13 protein-coding genes and 1 pseudogene are annotated in these 18,149 nt (G+C 60.5%); 3 read left to right on the forward strand and 11 right to left on the reverse strand.

Annotation, left to right across the window (positions count from 1 at the left end):
- Positions 1 to 179 precede the first annotated feature (179 nt).
- From E2K80_RS03405 to E2K80_RS03415, 3 genes are read right to left on the reverse strand one after another with little or no spacing between them, the layout of a single operon-like run.
- Complete coding sequence (locus E2K80_RS03405; RefSeq protein ID WP_135372787.1) at positions 180 to 2,624, reverse strand: GcvT family protein; 2,445 nt, start codon at positions 2,622 to 2,624, stop codon at positions 180 to 182.
- Complete coding sequence (locus E2K80_RS03410) at positions 2,621 to 4,993, reverse strand: GcvT family protein (RefSeq protein ID WP_135372789.1); 2,373 nt, start codon at positions 4,991 to 4,993, stop codon at positions 2,621 to 2,623. Before E2K80_RS03410 ends, E2K80_RS03405 begins: the two co-directional genes overlap by 4 nt.
- 5 nt (positions 4,994 to 4,998) lie before the next feature.
- Positions 4,999 to 6,324 (reverse strand): aminotransferase class III-fold pyridoxal phosphate-dependent enzyme, encoded by a 1,326-nt coding sequence (locus tag E2K80_RS03415; protein ID WP_135372791.1) that lies wholly within the window; start codon positions 6,322 to 6,324, stop codon positions 4,999 to 5,001.
- 239 nt (positions 6,325 to 6,563) lie between these two features.
- On the opposite strand from E2K80_RS03415, the gene E2K80_RS03420 reads away from it, so the two are divergent.
- The 3 genes and pseudogenes from E2K80_RS03420 to E2K80_RS03430 form a co-directional block, all read left to right on the forward strand.
- Positions 6,564 to 7,535 carry a taurine ABC transporter substrate-binding protein gene (locus E2K80_RS03420; protein WP_135372793.1) on the forward strand — a complete coding sequence of 324 codons (972 nt, stop codon included), beginning with the start codon at positions 6,564 to 6,566 and terminating at the stop codon, positions 7,533 to 7,535.
- Positions 7,536 to 7,598: 63 nt separating this feature from the next.
- A complete protein-coding gene (locus tag E2K80_RS03425) occupies positions 7,599 to 8,399 on the forward strand; it encodes a taurine ABC transporter ATP-binding protein (RefSeq protein WP_135372795.1) in 801 nt (266 codons plus the stop codon).
- 227 nt (positions 8,400 to 8,626) lie between these two features.
- Positions 8,627 to 9,352, forward strand: a pseudogene (locus E2K80_RS03430) (ABC transporter permease); the annotation flags it as partial.
- Positions 9,353 to 9,374: 22 nt separating this feature from the next.
- On the opposite strand, the gene E2K80_RS03435 reads toward E2K80_RS03430, so the two are convergent.
- From E2K80_RS03435 to E2K80_RS03470, 8 genes are read right to left on the reverse strand one after another with little or no spacing between them, the layout of a single operon-like run.
- On the reverse strand, positions 9,375 to 10,262 hold the full coding sequence (locus E2K80_RS03435) for a branched-chain amino acid ABC transporter permease (protein WP_135372799.1): 888 nt from the start codon (positions 10,260 to 10,262) through the stop codon (positions 9,375 to 9,377).
- 3 nt (positions 10,263 to 10,265) lie between these two features.
- Positions 10,266 to 10,979, reverse strand: coding sequence for an ABC transporter ATP-binding protein (locus E2K80_RS03440; protein WP_135372801.1), 714 nt, complete (start codon positions 10,977 to 10,979; stop codon positions 10,266 to 10,268).
- Between the two features lie 12 nt (positions 10,980 to 10,991).
- Positions 10,992 to 12,143 carry an ABC transporter substrate-binding protein gene (locus tag E2K80_RS03445; RefSeq protein ID WP_135372803.1) on the reverse strand — a complete coding sequence of 384 codons (1,152 nt, stop codon included), beginning with the start codon at positions 12,141 to 12,143 and terminating at the stop codon, positions 10,992 to 10,994.
- A complete protein-coding gene (locus E2K80_RS03450) occupies positions 12,140 to 14,026 on the reverse strand; it encodes a branched-chain amino acid ABC transporter ATP-binding protein/permease (RefSeq protein WP_135372805.1) in 1,887 nt (628 codons plus the stop codon). The genes E2K80_RS03445 and E2K80_RS03450 overlap by 4 nt, the downstream gene beginning before the upstream one ends.
- On the reverse strand, positions 14,023 to 14,793 hold the full coding sequence (locus tag E2K80_RS03455) for an N-formylglutamate amidohydrolase (protein WP_135372807.1): 771 nt from the start codon (positions 14,791 to 14,793) through the stop codon (positions 14,023 to 14,025). Before E2K80_RS03455 ends, E2K80_RS03450 begins: the two co-directional genes overlap by 4 nt.
- On the reverse strand, positions 14,790 to 15,854 hold the full coding sequence (locus E2K80_RS03460) for an ornithine cyclodeaminase (protein WP_135372809.1): 1,065 nt from the start codon (positions 15,852 to 15,854) through the stop codon (positions 14,790 to 14,792). Before E2K80_RS03460 ends, E2K80_RS03455 begins: the two co-directional genes overlap by 4 nt.
- Complete coding sequence (locus tag E2K80_RS03465; protein WP_135372811.1) at positions 15,854 to 17,158, reverse strand: glutamine synthetase family protein; 1,305 nt, start codon at positions 17,156 to 17,158, stop codon at positions 15,854 to 15,856. Before E2K80_RS03465 ends, E2K80_RS03460 begins: the two co-directional genes overlap by 1 nt.
- Positions 17,155 to 18,006, reverse strand: coding sequence for a MurR/RpiR family transcriptional regulator (locus E2K80_RS03470; protein WP_135372813.1), 852 nt, complete (start codon positions 18,004 to 18,006; stop codon positions 17,155 to 17,157). The genes E2K80_RS03465 and E2K80_RS03470 overlap by 4 nt, the downstream gene beginning before the upstream one ends.
- Between the last annotated feature and the right edge of the window lie 143 nt (positions 18,007 to 18,149).

Raw genomic sequence — 18,149 nt, forward strand, 5'->3', positions numbered from 1 at the left:
GTAAGACGCGAAAAGACTGACCTATAGTTTTTGCCTCATACGCATCATCCTTCCGCCCGGCGGCACCGCCGGGCAGCGCCCGAACCGCCCCCAAGGGGCGCGGGCGCTTCGCTTCCTGCCCCTCGGTTCGGGCGATGCCCTCTGCGCAAACTATATCGCTACGTTATGGAAAGTTGATCCTACGCCTTCACCCGCTCGCTTTTCGGATCGTAGAGAGGTTTCAGGCTTGGGGTCGCCGCTATGCGGTCGCCCGCCACCTCGATCTCATAGCTTGAGGCCAGCACCTCCGCCGGGCTTTCGCCGGGGCAGGGGACATAGCCCATGCCGATGGCGGCCCCCAATCTGTGGCCGTAATTGCCCGAGGTGATATAGCCCACGATCTCCCCATTCCTGAGGATCGGCTCCGCATGGAACAACAGCGGCTGCGGGTCTGCCAGACGGAACTGAAGCAGACGGCTTTGCAACCCCATATCCTTGCGGCGCAGCACGGCCTCCCGACCGATGAATGCGGGTTTGGCGGTTTTGACCGCAAAGCCAAGCCCCGCCTCCAGCACATGATCCTCTCCGGTGATGTCATGGCCGAAATGACGGAAGCCTTTTTCGATGCGGCAACTGTCCATCATATGCAGGCCGCACAGTTTCAGCCCATGGGCGGCGCCGGCCTCCAGCAGGACCTCGAAAACATGGGCGGCCTGATCGGTGCTGACATAAAGCTCCCAGCCCAACTCGCCCACATAGGTTACCCGATGGGCACGGGCCAGACCCATGCCGATCTCGATCTCGCGCGCCCAGCCAAAGGGAAAGGCATTGCCCGACCAGTCATTGGGGCTGACCGCGCGCATCAGATCCCGCGATTTTGGGCCCATGACGCAGATCACGGCCTCGGCGGCGGTCATATCGGTCAGGGTAACGGCGTGATCGCCCTTGTGACGCGTCAGCCAGGCCAGATCACGGATCAGGGTCGCGGCGGGGGTGACCATCAGATAGCTGGTCTCGGACAGGCGGGTGATGGTGACATCCGCCTCGATCCCGGCCATCTCGTTCAAAAGCTGGGTATAGACAATCCGGCCCGCAGGCACCGACATGTCACCGCCTGCCACATGGTTCAGAAAAGCCTCGGCCCCGCGCCCTTCAACCCGGATCTTGCCGAAAGACGACATATCATACAGGCCAACGCCCTCGCGCACAGCCATATGTTCGGCACGCTGGTTGTCAAACCAGTTCTGGCGCCCCCAGGCATAGCTGTATTCGGCCTTCTGATCGGGATCGGCGAACCAGTTGGCCCGTTCCCAGCCCGCGAATTCGCCGAACACGGCGCCATTGGCTTTCAGATGTTCATGCAGCGGGGAGCGGCGGATACCCCTTGCCGTGGTTTTCTGGCGATAGGGGTAATGATCGGCATAAAGCAGACCAAGCGTTTCAGACACGCGGGCCCTGAGATAGCGTTTGTTGCGCTGAAAGGGCTGCATCCGCTGGATATCCACATCGCCCAGATCAAAGGGCGGCAGGCCGGTTTCCATCCAATGGGCCAGCGCCATGCCCGCGCCACCGGCCGACTGGATGCCGATGGAGTTGAATCCCGCGGCAATCCAGTAACCATCAAGATCGGGGGCCCTTCCCAGATGATAGGCATCATCGGGGGTAAAGCTTTCCGGCCCGTTGAAGAAGGTGTGAATCCCGGCCTCGCCCAGCATCGGCAGACGGTCTATGGCCTGTTCCAGGATCGGCTCGAAATGGTCGAAATCCTCGGGCAGTTGGTCAAATTCGAAATCCTCGGGGATACCGTCAACCGCCCAGGGTTTGGCCACGGGTTCAAACGCACCCAGCAGGATTTTGCCCGCATCCTCCTTGTAATAAGCGCATTCATCGGGGACGCGCAGAACCGGAAGCTGTGTCAGATCGGGGATGGTTTCGGTGACGATATAGAAATGCTCGCAGGCCTGAAGCGGCACATTCACCCCCGCCATCGCACCAAAATCGCGGGCCCACATGCCGGCGCAATTGACCACATGCTCGGTCAGGACCGTGCCGGTTTCCCCGCCATCCTGCCATTTGATGCCGGTGACACGGCCATCGGCCTGATCAACCCCGGTGACTTTCACATTCTCGAAAATCGCGGCCCCGCGCTGGCGCGCGCCTTTGGCCATGGATAAGGCGATATTCGCCGGGTCGCCCTGCCCGTCCAGTGGCAGCCAGACGGCGGCGGTCATGCCGTCGGTGTTCACATGGGGGTAAAGCCTGGAGACTTCGGCCGCATCGATCTGTTCGACATCCACCCCGAAGGACCGGGCCATCGAGGCCTGCCGCAGCACTTCCTCGCGCCGCGCCTCGGTCAGGGCCATGGTGATGGACCCGCAGCGACGAAACCCCGTGGCGATGCCGGTTTCGGCTTCAAGCTCCGCGTATAGCTCCTGCGAATATTTCGCCAGCCGGGTCATGTTTTTCGAGGCGCGCAGCTGTGCGATCAGGCCAGCCGCATGCCATGTGGTGCCCGATGTCAGGCGTTTGCGATCCAGCAGAACCACATCGGTCCAGCCCAGTCTGGTCAGGTGATAGGCGACAGAGCATCCCGCGACACCGCCCCCGACGATTACCACACGGGCATGGGCGGGCAGGCGGCTCATGCTTTGATCCGGTCATTTGCCGGGTCATAAAGGGTCATCGAGGGTTGGATCACGGCTTTCAGACGGTCGCCGAAGACGTCGATTTCAACCGCGCCTTCGACGCCATTCTCAACCATGCCAAGCGCAATCGCCTGACCCGTCCGGTGGCCGAAGGCAGCGCTGCTGACCAGCCCGACCCGCGCCCCGTCTTGCCAGATCGAAGACAGGCCGGGGGCGTCGCGTCTGCCCGGTTCCACGATCATCGACACCATGCGTCTGCTGGCCGGGCCGGTATTGGGTACGCCAAGTTCTGCCAGCGTGTAATCCGCATTCAGATCATTGCCCCAGTGCAGATAGCCCTTTTCGATCCGCATCGATTCCATCGCATACATGCCAAAGGGTTTCAGCCCATGGGGCGCGCCTGCATGCATGAGTCTGTCGAAGGCATCGGCGGCGATGGCGGCGGGCATGTGCAATTCCCAGCCCAACTCGCCCACGAAGGACAGTCGCAACAGATCAAAGGGCTGGCCGTTTACACGGGCGGTCTGATGGGTCAGCCAGCCTTTGGTCAGATCAGCCTCGATCACGCCTTCCAGAACCTGGCGCGCTTTCGGGCCGGTAACCAGCATCACACCCATGTCCCGGGTCGTGTTTTCCAGGGACAGACCGGCGGGCAGGGTGTTGCGAAGCAGCGCCAGATCTTTCCATTCCGCAATCGCCGCGGTCATCAGGATGAAATCATCCTCGGCCCGGCGGGTGATGGTCATCTCGGCGGCGAACCGGCCTTTCGGGCTGCTGAAATACCCCAGCCGTATGCGCCCGGGTTTCGGCAGGCCCCCTGCGATCCGGCTTTCCAGCCAGGTCGCGGCCCCTTCGCCAGAGAGATGGTAATGGGTCAGACCCGTCAGATCGAGAAGCCCTGCCGCATCGCGTGTATTGGTGCATTCCCGGGCAACCGCGTTGAACCAGGGGCCTTCCCGGTCCCATGTGGCGCAGGCCTGCGGGTCGGTATTGTCGCCGGGTTCCGAAAACCAGACCGGGCGTTCCCAGCCCGCGAAAGGCCCGAATACCGCGCCCTGTTCTGCCAGCCGCGGCTGGATCGCCGACAGACGCTTGTTGCGCCCTTCGGGCCATTGCAGATGGGGAAAGCCCATGGCATATTCATGGTCATAGATTTCCTTGCCCTTGGCGGCGGCGTAGGGCGCATCGGCAAAGCCTGTAAACCGGCGCGGATCGACCGACCAGGCATCCCATTCCGGTTCTCCTTCGGTGATGTAATCGGCGATGATTTTGCCGGCCCCGCCGGATTGCACGATGCCGAAGGTGAAGGCCATCGCCTCGAACGCATTCGGGACGCCGGGCATCGGGCCGACCAGCGGCAAACCGTCGGGCGCATAGGGGATCGGGCCGTTGATCACCCGTTGCAGGCCGACACTGCCCAGAAGCGGAACCCGTTCGCAGGCATCTTCGATATAGCTTTCGATCCGCCCCAGATCATCGGGGAAAAGCTGAAACGAAAAGTCATCGGGGCGGATGTCATCGCCCCCCTGCCAATGGATACGCCCGCCGTTTTCATAGGGACCAAGCAAAAGACCGTGTTTTTCCTGCCGCAGGTAATAGGAACTGTCGGGGTCGCGGATCATCGGCAGGCCGGGCGCATCCTGCAGATCGGGGATTTCCTCGGTCACCAGATACTGATGCGCCATGACGATCTGCGGCGGCATCCGGCCGCCATGGGGCAGGAACATCGCGGCCACATCGGGGGCGTAATACCCGGTCGCGTTGATCACGATCCGGCAGCCTATGTCGCCCAGGCCGGATCTGATCACCCAGTCTTCCCCGTTGCGGTCAATGCCGGTCACCGGGCAGCCGCGTATGATTCTGGCGCCGCCTTTGCGGGCGCCGGTGGCATAGGCCTGGGTCAGTTGCGAGGGGTCAATATCGCCATCCAGCGGGTCCCAGAGCCCGCCTTTGAGGTCATGTAGCTCCATCTGCGGGACACGGGATTTGAGGTCATCCAGACCCATCATCTCCATCACCCGGCCCTGGCTTCGGGCCATATCGGCCACATGGGCAAATTCGCGCATCCGGTCATCTGTATGGGCGATCCGCACGGCGCCTGTCTGGTGATAGTTGATCGGATACCCGACCTCATCCCCCAATGTGCTGAACAGGTCGATGGAATAGGCCTGCATCTGCATGATCAGCCAATTGCCCGCGAAGGTCGGGCAGTTGCCAGCCGCATGCCAGGTGGAGCCTGCGGTCAGTTCGGATTTTTCCAGCAGAACCACATCGGACCAGCCCGCCCTGGTCAGGTGATACAGGATAGAGCAGCCAACGGCACCGCCGCCAATGACCACGACGCGGGCTGAAGAGGGAAGATCGGCCATCCGTGTTACGCCGTGGTTTTATCAAGTGAGTTGCGGAACTTGTCGATAATCTCGTCGATATGATGCCGCTCTGCGATGAATTGCGGGGCAAGAACCGCGTTATCGCCGGTGAATTTGACGCTGAGACCCTGCCAGAACATCTCTTTCTGCAGTGCTGTGCCGCGCATGCCCGGGGCTCCGTTGGCAAAGACCTCGACACTGGCCATCAGGCCTGCAACGCGGATATCCTTGACCATGGGGTGATCTTTCAGGGTGAACAGCACCTCTTCAAAATAGGGTGCCAGATCAGCGGCGCGCTGGATCAGGTTTTCCTCTTCCAGAATATCCATCATCGCGATGCCGGCCGCACAGGCGGCGGGGTGGCCGGAATAGGTGTAGCCATGGAAGAATTCGGTCAGGCCACGCGGCGCGCTGTCGACAATTGTGCTATAGATCTCATCCTTCACCGCGACGGCGCCCATGGGAATCGACCCGTTGGTCAATGCCTTGGCCATGGTGATGATATCGGGTTCAACACCGTATTTCTGCGCCGCGAAATTGGTGCCAAGACGGCCAAACCCGGTGATGACCTCATCGAAGACCAGCAAAATACCATTCTGGTCGCAAATTTCGCGCAGACGTTCCAGATAGCCGATCGGGGGCGGCAAGGTGCCGGTAGACCCGGCGACGGGTTCCACAAACACCGCCGCGATATTCCCCGGCCCGTAGGTGGCGCAGATCCGCTCCAGATCATTGGCCAGTTCGACACCGCGATGCCGGGACCGGCCGCCGGGGATAAACAGCTCGTCCGGGTCCCATGTATGGCGCATCATCACCACACCGGGAACGGTCGCATGGAAAATATCGCGGTTCTTGACCAGCCCGGATAAGGACACACCGCCGATATTCACCCCGTGATAGGCGCGGTCCCGGCTGACGAAATGGGTGCGCATCTCACCGCGCGCGCGGTGATGGGCCATGATGATCTTCATCGCGGTATCCACGGCCTCGGACCCGGAATTCACAAAGAAAACATGGTTCATCGGTTCAGGCGTCAGGCGGGTGATCTTTTCGGCCAGGGTGAAGGCGGCGGGGTGACCGGCCTGAAACGGCATCGCATAGGTGTAGTCTTTCATCTGGGCATGCACGGCCTCGATGATCTTTGGATGGCAATGGCCCGCAGGAGAACAGAACAGACCGCTTGATCCGTCGATCAGCCGGCCGCCATGATGGTCATACAGATGGACCCCCTCGGCGCGCACGATCAGGCGCGGGTCTTCCTTGAAACCACGGTTGTCGGTGAACGGCATCCAATGGGCTTCAAGCGAGTTTGTGCTCGAGTCGTAGGCCATAGTATCCTCCTGCATGTCCCGGCGACCGTCGCGCCGTGCTCTGGTTGCGTACACCTCCAGATGTGAAAAAGAATAAGGCCAGTGTTCCGCAGCTCTGGCCCTATAAGCGGTATGATCTGGGTATATAGCGGGGGCGTGTTCCGTATGAGCCTGTCAGGTGCGGCTTGCGAAAACCAGCCTGTCGCTGAATTGCCGCCGAACCTCAAAATGCGCGGCCTACCAACACGGGAGAGTGGATTATGTTTGGTTTTAAAATGATTGCGGGTGCAACAGCCCTTGCCCTGACCGCAGGCGCGGTTGCGGCAGAGACGGTTACGGTTGCCTATTTTCTGGAATGGCCCACCGCCAACCAGGTGGCCCAGGTGAATGAGACCTATCAGGACCGTATGGGCGTCGATGTGGAATGGCGTGCTTTTGGCAACGGAAATGAAATGACCCAGGCGATGGCGTCGGGCGCTGTGGATATCGCGTTCAGCCAGGGGCTGGTGCCGTTTGTGGTTGCGGTTTCCAACGGTCTGCCGCTGGAACTGGTGGGGGTTGCCGTCAGCTATGCCGAGGCGGACAATTGTGTTGTCCATCAGGATGCGGGGATCACCCAGGACAATGCCGCAGAGGCGCTGGTGGGACAGACCATTGCCACACCGATCGGCAATGTGACCCATTACAAACTGCTTCGTATGCTCGACCATCTGGGTGTGAACACCGATGATGTGAATTTCGTGCAGATGAACGGTGCTGACGCGGCTGTGGCGCTGGCGCGCGGGGATGTGGCCATCGGATGTGCCTTTGGCGGTGCGCTTCAGCGGATGCTGGAATTCGGGGCGCCGCTGATGACCGCGGCCGAGCAGGAGGCCATCGGCATTCGCGTTTTTGACGTGATCTCGGTCACTTCGGATTTTGCTGCGGAACATCCGGAACTGCTGCAAACCTTTATGGATGTGACCGATGAGGCCAATATGGCCTATTCGGCGGATCCTGGCGCCTATGTGGAAACCATCGCCGGCGCTGCCGGGATGGACCTGGCCGCGACCGAGAATATGCTGGGCATGTTTTCCTTCCCCTCCAGTGCCGATCAGGCGTCTGAGGCATGGCTGGGCGGCACGGTTCAGACCTTCATGAAAGAGGTTGCGGATTTCTTTGTGGAGCAGGGACAGCTGGATGTGTCGCTGGAAGATTATGGCGCGACGGTGAACGCGGCTTTCGTAAACTGATCTGACAGGACTGCCGGGTGGCCGGAGATATCCGGCCGCCCGCTTTCGGGTAAAGGAACGGCCATGTCCCAGCTTTCCATTGAGAATATATCCATGCGTTTCGATCTGCCCGATGGCGGGTATATCCAGGCGCTGAAGGATGTCTCGCTTGATCTGAATTCCGGCGAGTTGATGAGCATTCTTGGCCCCTCGGGCTGTGGGAAAACCACGCTTCTGAACATCGTGGCGGGGTTTCTGGCGCCAACCAACGGTCAGGTTCTGCTGAATGATCACCGGGTGGTTGGCCCTGATGCGGAACGCGGAATGGTGTTTCAGCAGGGCGCGCTTTTCGAATGGATGACGGTGGAGGAAAACGTTTCTTTCGGGCCGAAAATGCGCGGGGTCTATACCGCTGAGGCGAAAGAGAATGTGCAGCATATGCTGGATGTTGTGGGGCTGAAGGATTTCGGGCCAAAACCGGTTTACCAATTGTCGGGCGGGATGCAGCAGCGGGTCGCGCTGGCGCGTTGTCTGGTCAATGATCCCGATGTGATCCTGATGGATGAACCGCTTGGCGCGCTTGACGCGCTGACCCGTGAAAAGATGCAAGGTCTGGTTCTGAAACTGTGGAAAGAGACCGGCAAGACGATCATCCTGATCACCCATTCGGTCGAGGAAGCGCTGTTTCTGGGCGAGCGTCTGGTGGTTCTGGCGCCGCGCCCGGGGCGCATTCACCGGGTCTATGATCTGCCATTCGCGGAACAGGGGGTGCAGGGCGACGCCCGGGAGATCAAGGCAAGCCCCGCATTTGTGGAACATCGCGAGGAAATTCTGAACATGATCTGGAGTATGGAAGAAGACATTATGGCCGGGGGGCATGCGTGATGACCGATCAAAGATCTGAACATCGCCAGACCCCGCCCCCTGATCAGGCCCCCGCCGCGCGCCCCGGCCGGATGATGATCTGGCTGGGCCTGGCGGATAACAGCTTTACCCGGCAGAAAACCGTCAAATTCGGCGATGCCTCGGCGGTCAATTCCGGGCGGTTCTGGTCAATTGTCACGCTGGTGGTGCTGTTCGGCGGCTGGCTTCTGGCCACCATCACAGGCCTGATCGACCCGATTTTCTGGCCCCCGATCGAGGGGGATCTGTACCCCTGGCCCGACCCGGCGCGGGCGCGGCCCGGGGTGATAGACCGGTTCTTTTCCCTGCTGTCGGACGGGTATCGGAATGTGGCGCTTTGGGATCATGTCTGGACCTCGGTTTACCGGGTGATGCTGGGTGTGTTCTTCGGTGCGCTGGTGGGTATCCCGCTTGGCTTTGCCATGGGTCTTTCCTCGTTCTGGCGCGGCATGCTGGACCCGGTGGTGGAATTCATGCGCCCGATCCCGCCTCTGGCGCTGATCCCGCTGGTGATCCTGTGGCTTGGCATTGACGAAACCGCGAAAGTGACGCTGTTGTTTCTGGCGGCGCTGTTCATCATGATTATCGCCGCCCGCTCTGGTGTCGGATCAGTGCGGATATCCAAGGTGCACGCGGCCTATTCGCTAGGCGCGTCCAAGGTTCAGGTGCTGCGGCATGTGATCCTGCCAAATGCCCTGCCAGAGATTTTCACCGGCCTGCGCACCGCCATGGGCGTGTGCTGGGGCACGCTTGTGGCGGCGGAACTGGTGGCGGCGGATAAAGGCCTTGGCTCGATGATCCTGATTGCGAAGAACTTTCTTCAGACCGAGGTTGTGGTGCTGGGCATCATCATCATCGGGGTGATCGGCTTTGCCATTGAGATGATGATGCGCTGGCTGGAACGGATTCTGATCCCGTGGAGAGGCAAGGGCTAAACGATTTCTGCTTTTTCGACATTCACGACCTGTTCGCATTCGCGGTCGGCAGCAGGCCATCCGGGCGAAGAAGCAACAAGAGGATGACGGAGGCCAGGACCATGGCGTCTCGGTACGGGGCAAGATGATTCGGCAGGAAGGCCTGCAGCAGGACCTCCAAAGCGCCGACTATAAAGCCGCCAAGGACGGCGCCGCCCAGACTGCCCAGGCCGCCCAAAACGGTTGCGATGAACGCTTTCAGCACCGGGAAGAACCCCATCAACGGGTCAACCGAGCCGCGCTGTGCGGTCCAGATGACCGCGGCGATGCCTGCCAGAAGCCCCGAGAGGGCGAAGGCCACGGCCACGACGCGGTTGGCTTTGATGCCCAGCAGCTTAAGCATCTCGATATCTTCTGCCGCTGCGCGCATGGCCATGCCAATCGTGGTGCGGCGCAGGATGAAGGTCAGACCGGCAAGTGCAGACAGCGTGACGATGATCGACACTGTCGGGGCGACACCGAATGTCGCCTGACCGATCTGGTATGTTCCCGACCATGAGGCCGGAAATGAAATAGGCACGGGTCGCGCGGAAATGCCGTTTTGGAACAGGACTTTGAGGATCTCCGATACGGCGAAGGATGTAATCAGAAGGGCCACGACATCTGCCCCGCGCATGACCCGGAACGCCGTGCGTTCCATCGCCATGGCCATAAAGACCGATGCGCCAAGCCCGACGGTCAGTGCGGCAACCGATGGCAGTCCAAAGCTCATGGCGAGAAAAATGCCATAGCCGCCGAAGGTCATGATCTCGCCATGGGCAAAGTTGATCAGCCTCACAATCGAGAAGACAATGGCAAGACCAAGGGCCAGCATCGCATAGATACCGCCGAGGCTGAGCGCGTTGATCAATTGTTGAAAAATGACATCCATCCCTCAGGCCGCCAGATATGCAGAGCGCAGGACGGCGTCATTTGCAAGATCGGATGGCGCGCCTGCCGCGGCAACCGTGCCATTGGCAAGCACCACTGCGTGATCGGCAATATCAAGCGCCAGTGCGGCGTTCTGTTCGACCAGCAGAACGGAAATGCCATCAGCTTTCAGTTCTTCGACGATGTCAAAAATCTGGTCGACGACCTGCGGGGCCAGACCAAGAGATGGTTCATCCAGCAACAGGAGGCGCGGGCCACTCATCAATGCGCGCGCAACTGCCAGCATTTGTTGTTCCCCGCCAGAGAGAAGACCGGCCATCTGCCGGCTGCGCTCACCCAGGATCGGGAACCGCTCTTTCATATCGGCCACGCGCCTGGCGCTGAGGGCGTCGTCGCGCAGGACCGAACCGGCAAGCACAAGGTTTTCTTCCACGCTCAGTTGCGCGAACACACGGCGCCCTTCCGGTGAAATGGCCACGCCCGCGCGCACAATGGCGTCGGGCGTGGCCTCTGTCATATCGGTGCCGAAGATGGAAACAGTGCCCGACGCCACTGGCAACGTGCCGGCAACGGCCATCACGGTGGTCGTCTTTCCCGCGCCGTTGGCGCCCAGAAGGGCGGTGATGCCCCCGTTGGGCACGCTCAGGTCAACGCCCTGAACCGCGCGGATCGGGCCGTAACGCACATGCAGGCCCTGGATGTCGAGTGCTGTTTCCATTCTGGTCAGACCTTACGGTTGGGGCAGGAGCGCCGGATCGGCGGTGCTGCGCAGGATGAACTCTTTTTCGCCGGTTTCGGAGATCCGAGCGACAACAACGTCGCGCAGAGGCATCCGGTCGGTGCCCGCGAAGGTGAAGTTCGACATGATGCCTTCGCCGTCCTCGATGGCCGCCATCGCAGCGGTTACGGCAGCAGGATCGGTTGTGCCCGCCGCGGCCACTGCATCCTCGATCATATGCGCGATGTCACAGCCGTTGACGTAGTAGTTGTTGTCAGGCGTGGTGCCCGTCGCGGCAGTGAACCGTTCGATGAAATCAGCATAGGCCGAGCCTTCGTCCGGGAAACCGCCGGAGGTATGGGTGACACCGGCGACAACATCACCAAGGCCGCGAACGGTTGGCGTATCCAGCACATCACCGCCCATGACTTGTGTGTCGAGCCCGGCCCCGCGCAGGGCACGAATGAACGCAGGAAAATCCGGCTCCCAGGCCCAGGTGACGATCACGTCGGGGGCCGGATCGGCATTCGCAATTGTGGTTACGATGGCCGAAAAGTCAGGCTGGTTCAGCGAGTAGCTGCTTTCGCCCACGACCGAACCGCCGAGAGCGGAGAACACCTCGCCAAAGTATTCCGGACCGCCAAGTGTGTAGGCACTGTCGGGGGATTTCACGAGCCAGACCCGTTCAAGGCCCTGATCGAGGGCGTAGCCGGCAAGCACGGTGGCTTGCTGGTTGTCGGCGGGGTAGCTGCCAAACACATGTTCGCCGACCTGGGTCAGAACGGGTGCTGTTCCGGCAAAGGTCATGGTCGGAATGCTGTCTGCCGCCGTGATCTGGGCGGCCGCGATTGTCGGGTCCGCATCTGCCGAGGCCACAATGAATTGTGCGCCTTCGTCGATCATTTCCTGCACGACCTTGACGCCCTCGGCGATGTCCGAGCGGGTGTCGCGCACGATCAGTTCAACCGGCGTTGTGCCATTCAGACCGCCATTGGCGTTCATTTCATCAATGCAGAACTGAAACCCGGCATAAGCCGGTCCGTCATAAGGCGCCAGATAGCCCGATTGTGCTGACATCACGCCGATCGTGTAGCCATCAGCCATCGCCATGCCGGCCATACCGGTTGCCATCGCGGTCGAAAAAAGAAGGGAATTGCGTATCATGTTGGAATTTCCTCTGTTGGTTTTTCGGGGGTGGAGTTGATGATTTCTGCTTTTTTTGCTGTGCGTCCTCTGCCGATATAAGCCTCGATAACACTTGGGTTTGCGCGCACGTCTTCCGGCGTGCCCTGGGCAATGACGACGCCCTGGTGCATCACCACGATCCAGTCGGACAGGCGGTTCACGAATTGCAAATCATGGTCGATCAGAAGAATGCCAATCCCGCGTATCGCGCCGACCTCTGTCAGGCGATCCGCCAGGTCATCGGTTTCCGCCGGATTCATGCCCGCCGCCGGTTCGTCAAGCAAAAGCACCTTTGGATCCTGTGCAAGGGCGCGCGCAATCTCTAACCGTTTGCGCGCCCCGTAAGGCAGGCTGTCGGCGCGGTATCCGGCGACATTGCCAAGATCAAACGCCGCCAGTTCCCGCAAGGTGACAGCGGCGGCGGTTGTTCGGTCATGGCCCGCGACAAGTGCTGCGGTCAGGACATTTTCATACGCCGTCAGGCCACGGAACAGCCGCAGGTTCTGAAAACTGCGCGACACACCATAACCCGGCACCTTGTGGTGAGGCACACGGGTCAGATCGACCTCGCCCATATGGGCGGCACCCGTATCGGCCTGATAGGCACGTGTCAGAAGGTTGACAAGCGTCGATTTGCCCGCGCCGTTGGGGCCGATGAGGCCGGTAATACGCCCCGTCGGGGCCTCGAAGCTGACATCTCTCACCGCTTTCACACCGGCAAAACTTTTCGAAAGGCCGGATGCCTTGAGCTGTGCCGCAGGGACGGGTTCGGGAGGGTTTGCAGGTGTGACCTGCGATTTGATCCGCTTGAGCAGATTGGCATCGGCTCCGGGTCCGGGTTCGAAGCCGCCGACCAGGCCTTGTGGCCGCGCCCAGATCACCAGCAGGATGGCGAGACCGAGGACAATTGTCGTCAGGCCAAAGACTTCGGGCAAGGTCACGCCCAGCACAGTCGCGCCGCCTTCGAACTGCCGGACCGTGTCCTGCAAAAGCGTCACCGCCACCACGCCCACCACGGCACCACCGACCGAGGCCATGCCGCCCACGATCATCATGACCACCTGCGTGAAGACAAGCCCGAGATAGAAGGACGCGGGCGAAAATGCCCCCAGCATATGGCCGTAAAGCGCCCCTGCGACCGTTGCCATCGCGCCCGACACACACCAGGCGAAGAACCGGCTGCGTCTTGCGTTGATCCCAAGGGCTGTGGCGGCATCCTGGTCATCGCGCGCGGCGCGGGCAAAAAGCCCCCAGCGGCTTTCCCGGAACCAGCGTGCGATCAGAATGGCCACAACGGCTGCGCTGAAGGCCAGACCCAGATCCGTTGCGCGCGGCACGCCATAGAAGGTCTGGCTGCCACGCGTGATTTCCCGTGCTCCGATCGCCACACCATGGGCAATGATCAATAGCCCAAGGGTCGCAATGGTCGCGGAGGCTCCGACGAGGCGCGAGATGGCGCTTCCGGTCAACGCGGCAAAGGCCAGGCCAACAATTGCGACAACAGGCAAGGACACCCAGAGGGTTGTTTCATACCCCGATAGAAACGCCGGAAGATCGGGCAGCGCGCTGCGTTGCAAACCGGCAGGCATCGTCAGAATGCCCGACAGATAGGCCCCGAGTGCAAGAAACGCGCCATGCCCGAACGAGACAATGCCCGTGTTGCCGCAATAGATAGCCAGCGCCACGACGGCGACGACATTGACGCACATCTGTACCGCGATCCTTTCGCCGGTGCGCCCAAAGATCACGTTGAGCCCGACAACAACCAGAACAAGCACAGCGATTGCGGTCGCGGTGCGCAGCAGATTGGCCGCCCGCAATCGCCCCGGGTGGGATAATAGTGGCGCGGTACTCGTACTCATTGCGTATCTCCCCCGGTTGCGGCTGTAATGGCCCCTGCCAGAAGGTCAGCCCAAACCGCCACATCACCCGGTTCGCGGATCTGGTCGTTTCGGATTTCGATCAGGCTGTGTGTCAGCCCACGCGGTTCGGCATGGGCGGGAATGAACCAGTCGCTGTCTGACTCAATCTGATAGGGTTCGTTGATCGCGAGGGTCAGATCGGGACGGGCCTTTGCGATATGATCCATCAGGGCCTGCGCCGTGCCTGTCTGTCTGCGGCTTAGAAACCCTGCGTGCCAGGGCCGCTCAAACCCGTTCAAACGGGGTGTGAACGAGTGGATCGAAAAAGCCGCCCGGCGCGGGTGGCTCTCAAACAGGCGCGTCAATTCTGCATCCATGGGCCGGAACACCTCCTCAATGCGCATCGCGCGCTCTGCGGGTGTGAGTGCGCGGTTTCCCGGCACCTCTGCATGGTCACTGACCCCGGGGACCGCCATTGGACTGTCCGGTGGACGGTTGCAGTCGATGACCAGACGCGAATATTTCTGGATGACCAGCGGCACCTGCAGACGGTCCGCCACCTTGCGCGCCACCTGTTCCGCGCCAATGTCCCAGCCACGGTGGCTGAGGATAATGTCTTTGGAAACACCAAGGCTGCCAAGCGCCCGGGGGATCGCGCGCCCGGCATGTTCGCACAGCAGGATGATGTCCGCGCCGCTTTCCCCGTTTGTCACCTCCACCGGCGCGGGGTCGGCAGGGCCGAGCAAGGTTTGAACGGCTGTCTTCATGCGGCCTTCCCAGCCCGTATCGCGTACCGCTTTGTCATCCCGAACAAATCCCTGGGGTCGTCGGGATCGGCAATCAGGTCCAGCAATTCGGTCAGCGCGCCATCTGCAACTTTCTCGCGCAGCCAGCGCATGGCCGAGAAATCTTCGATCGCGAAGCCGACCCCGTCGAAGACAGTGACCTGATCTGCCGATGTCCGGCCTGACCGTGTGCCGTTCAGAACCTGCCAAAGCTCCGTGACAGGATGGTCCGGATCCAGTTGCTGAATGTCGCCCTCGATGCGGGTCTGTTCGGGATATTCCACGAAAATATCGCTGCGCATCAGGATATCGCGGTGCAGTTCGGTCTTTCCCGGGCAATCGCCGCCGATGGCGTTGATGTGAAGGCCCGCGCCCACAAGATTGTCGGTCAAAATGGTCTGATAGCTCTTGTCGGCGGTGCAGGTCGTCACGACCTCGGCGCCCTCCATGGCCTCTTCGGTGGAGGTGCAAGCGGTCAGGTTGACGTTTTGCCCTTCAAGGTTTGCAATGCATCGGCCGGTCGCGCTTGGTTCAATGTCGAACAGCCGGAAATCGGTGATGCCGCAGACCGCGGCAAGCCCCAAAATCTGGAATTCAGATTGCGCGCCATTCCCGATGATCGCGGCGGTTTTTGCGGATTTCGGGGCAAGAGCACGGGTCACCATGGCCGAGGTGGCGGCGGTGCGCAGAGCCGTGAGCAGGGTCATTTCCGAGAACAGCTCAGGATAGCCGGTCTCGACAGACGCCAACACACCGAAGGCGGTGACGGTTTGCAGGCCGGCCTTTGTGTTGGAGGGGTGCCCGTTGACGAACTTGAAGGCGTAATCCGCCCCGTCAGAGGTTGGCATCAACTCGATCACGCCAAGCTTTGAGTGCGACGCCACGCGCGGGGTTTTGTCGAAATCTGGCCAGCGTTTGAAATCGGCCTCGATCATGTCGGCCAGTTCGGCCAGACAGGTGCCGATGCCATGTTCGTAAATCAGCGCCAGCATGTTTTCAACGCTGACGAAGGGAACCAGTGCCTTGTCGGAAGGGGTATCCATCAATAGGTCCCTTCATAGGCCGTGCATTTCTCGGGGGTGTCCATGTCTTTGACGGTGTCAATCTCATCCGCTTTATGCGCGGAATAGACAGCTTCGAATTCCGGACCGAACCAGCCGGTGACAATTGTGTCAGACCGGAAAGCCTCAAGTGCCGCGTCAAGCGTTTCGGGGAGACGGACCAAGCCTTTCTGCGCGAGATCACCGGGCGGCAGAAGCGACAGGTCCTCTTCTGTTGGAACCGGGGCTTTCAGCCCGTCCTCGATACCCTGGGTTCCGGCGTGAACGACAGCCGCCAGCGCCATATAGGGCGAGGCGGCAGCGTCTGATGCACGGAATTCGATGTTGAATTGTCTGGCGATGGAGGCTGGGTCTTTCCCGGTCACAGGGCAGACGCGCAAGGAGGCCTCGCGGTCGCGAAAGCCAAGATTGTTGTAGGCGGCAGACCAGCGATGCGGGGTCAGCCGTTCGTAGGAGATGACGGAGGGAGCCGTGATTGCCAGGATATTCGGCAGATATTTCAAGACACCGGCGGCAAAAGAACCGGTGATCTTGGACATGCCGCAAGGGCCGTCTGCGTCGTAGGTTACAGGGCTGCCGTCATCATCGACAAAGCTCATATGGATGTGGACGCCATTGCCAACGCTGGCCACGTCTCGGATCGGTGTAAAGGTCGCGGCCTCGCCCAGTGACCGGGCCGTAGACCGGGTGAATTCGCGCAGGATCACAGCCTCATCCGCAGACCGCACGCCCTTTGCCGGACCAACAACAACCTCGTACTGGTTGGCGCCGAATTCCTTCATGATGCTGTCAGGCGCGATGTCATTTTTGGCAAGCGTGGCCATCAGGGTTTCACAAAGCCGGCGCTGCAACTCGAACCCTTCGCGTCCGTAGCCCTGGTTTTCGAGAAGCGGCGCATCCTTCAGCTGGAATTCATGCTCAAACGCCGAAATAAGATGAACGCCCGCGACCTCATGCAGCCGTTTCAACGCCTTCCTGAGAATCGCGCGCGTGCAAAAAGCCCAGGGCTCGCCATCAAGCGTGACGATATCGCCCAGCATGAAATGCTCGGTTACCCCTGCGAATGTGGCCCTGGCCTCGGTGGTGGGATCAGGGATCAGCAACAAATCGCCAAGAGCGCCAAACGGGCTGTCGGCAATGCCGTCAAAGCAGGTCATTTGCACATTGGTGGGCGTCCAGCCGACGCCACGTTGCAAGCGCTTGTCCAACTGGTCGGCTGGAAAGGCCTTGCCACGGACCTTGCCCGAGATGTCAGACGTGGCGGCAAAAATCAGCGGCAGTGTCATTTCTCACCTTCCTTCGGGGTTAAACGCAGGGCATCCCAGGCCTTGATGCGATCGCGGGTTTGAACCCAGTTGTCTTCGGCAATATGTGTGACGATGGCCTCTGTCACCGACAGGGCAGCGGAATAGGTGTCCCACAATGTGCCACTGTCTATGGGCACGGGCATCACCTCATGGGCATGTTTGGCGACGGGCGATATCCATTTGTCCGTCATCAGGATCACGCGGACATTGCGTTCGGCATTGGCGGTTTTGCCAAGCGCTTCCAATGCAGGCTGATAGCGCCGGAAATCAACCATGTAGAGGATGTCGCCTGCACGCATCCTGAGAAGGTATTCCGGCCAGCTTTCCGGGTTGTCCGGCAGATGAAACACATCCTTGCGGATCTGGCGCAGGTGAAAGGAAAGATGTTTGGCAATCGTGTCACTGATCCGGCCGCCCAAGACGTAAACACAGCGCTTCTGGTCCGTCAGAAGGGTGCATATCTGATTGAACTGGTCTTCCGTGATCGCATCCGCAGCCATGGCCATCTGGCTGGCGGCCTTGGCGATGAAATCCTTCAGGTAGCCACCTTCTTCAACAGAGCGTCCCGCCTGGTGAAGCTGGACGGGTGAGCGGTGACCCTCTTTCAACTCGGCAATCAGATCGCGCTGGAAATCCTGATAGCCGTCAAGCCCGATCTTGGTGACAAAGCGCGAAATCGAAGGCGCAGAGACTTCGGCGTGTTTTGCCAGCTCCTGAATCGAGGACAGGCCTGCGAACGGATAATCCGACAGTATCGCCGCGGCCAGTTTGCGTTCCCCGCTGGTCAGGGTTTCGGCAGTGTTCTCTATGCGGTCTTTGATCAGCATGGGGTGAGGATTGATGAAAAAAAATTTCTAGTCAACGACAAAGATGTTGACATTGAAATTTTATTTTCTCTGAATGGGCGGTGCTGGTCTGGGTGCCTCTCTGGGCGCCCGCAATGACCGAAAACACCACCGGAAAGCCCAGA

The sequence above is a fragment of the Rhodophyticola sp. CCM32 genome, assembly GCF_004751985.1.
Classification (GTDB): domain Bacteria; phylum Pseudomonadota; class Alphaproteobacteria; order Rhodobacterales; family Rhodobacteraceae; genus Rhodophyticola.

Bases quoted from the DNA above. Each gene is read 5' to 3' on its own strand.
- E2K80_RS03405 (WP_135372787.1), bottom strand. From the start codon at position 2,624: ATGAGCCGCCTGCCCGCCCATGCCCGTGTGGTAATCGTCGGGGGCGGT.
- E2K80_RS03410 (WP_135372789.1), bottom strand. From the start codon at position 4,993: ATGGCCGATCTTCCCTCTTCAGCCCGCGTCGTGGTCATTGGCGGCGGT.
- E2K80_RS03415 (WP_135372791.1), bottom strand. From the start codon at position 6,324: ATGGCCTACGACTCGAGCACAAACTCGCTTGAAGCCCATTGGATGCCG.
- E2K80_RS03420 (WP_135372793.1), top strand. From the start codon at position 6,564: ATGTTTGGTTTTAAAATGATTGCGGGTGCAACAGCCCTTGCCCTGACC.
- E2K80_RS03425 (WP_135372795.1), top strand. From the start codon at position 7,599: ATGTCCCAGCTTTCCATTGAGAATATATCCATGCGTTTCGATCTGCCC.
- E2K80_RS03435 (WP_135372799.1), bottom strand. From the start codon at position 10,262: ATGGATGTCATTTTTCAACAATTGATCAACGCGCTCAGCCTCGGCGGT.
- E2K80_RS03440 (WP_135372801.1), bottom strand. From the start codon at position 10,979: ATGGAAACAGCACTCGACATCCAGGGCCTGCATGTGCGTTACGGCCCG.
- E2K80_RS03445 (WP_135372803.1), bottom strand. From the start codon at position 12,143: ATGATACGCAATTCCCTTCTTTTTTCGACCGCGATGGCAACCGGTATG.
- E2K80_RS03450 (WP_135372805.1), bottom strand. From the start codon at position 14,026: ATGAGTACGAGTACCGCGCCACTATTATCCCACCCGGGGCGATTGCGG.
- E2K80_RS03455 (WP_135372807.1), bottom strand. From the start codon at position 14,793: ATGAAGACAGCCGTTCAAACCTTGCTCGGCCCTGCCGACCCCGCGCCG.
- E2K80_RS03460 (WP_135372809.1), bottom strand. From the start codon at position 15,854: ATGGATACCCCTTCCGACAAGGCACTGGTTCCCTTCGTCAGCGTTGAA.
- E2K80_RS03465 (WP_135372811.1), bottom strand. From the start codon at position 17,158: ATGACACTGCCGCTGATTTTTGCCGCCACGTCTGACATCTCGGGCAAG.
- E2K80_RS03470 (WP_135372813.1), bottom strand. From the start codon at position 18,006: ATGCTGATCAAAGACCGCATAGAGAACACTGCCGAAACCCTGACCAGC.